Origin of the sequence: Streptomyces sp. WM6372 (assembly GCF_001279655.1) — a bacterium.
GTDB lineage: Bacteria > Actinomycetota > Actinomycetes > Streptomycetales > Streptomycetaceae > Streptomyces.
On the sequence record NZ_LGDB01000159.1, the window covers coordinates 1 to 255 of the forward strand.

The following is a 255-nucleotide window of genomic DNA, read 5'->3' on the forward strand; positions in this document are numbered from 1 at the left end:
GTCGAACGACCCGGCGACCGGCCAGAAGGCGCTCGAGCTCATCGCCGAGATCGACCGCATCTTCTGGGAGACCAAGGCCGCCTGATCCCGGCGCGTCCCCGCGTACGCGGAAGGGGCCCGGCCATCACGGTCGGGCCCCTTCCGCGTACGCGGGGACGGCGCGTCCCACGTGTGGACTATTCGTCCTCGTCGTCCTCGTCGTCCAGGCGGGCGAGCCAGGTGGCCAGGCGTTCCACCGGGACCTCGAAGTCCGGG

1 protein-coding gene and 1 pseudogene are annotated in these 255 nt (G+C 71.8%); one reads left to right on the forward strand and one right to left on the reverse strand.

Annotation, left to right across the window (positions count from 1 at the left end; genetic code table 11):
* A pseudogene (locus tag ADK52_RS12925) lies at positions 1 to 85 on the forward strand (superoxide dismutase); the annotation flags it as partial.
* A 91-nt stretch (positions 86 to 176) separates the two neighbouring features.
* Here the strand turns inward: ADK52_RS12925 and ADK52_RS43595 are convergent.
* Positions 177 to 255 (reverse strand): DUF6104 family protein (locus ADK52_RS43595; RefSeq protein ID WP_234343704.1); only part of this gene is annotated, 79 nt, incomplete at its 5' end.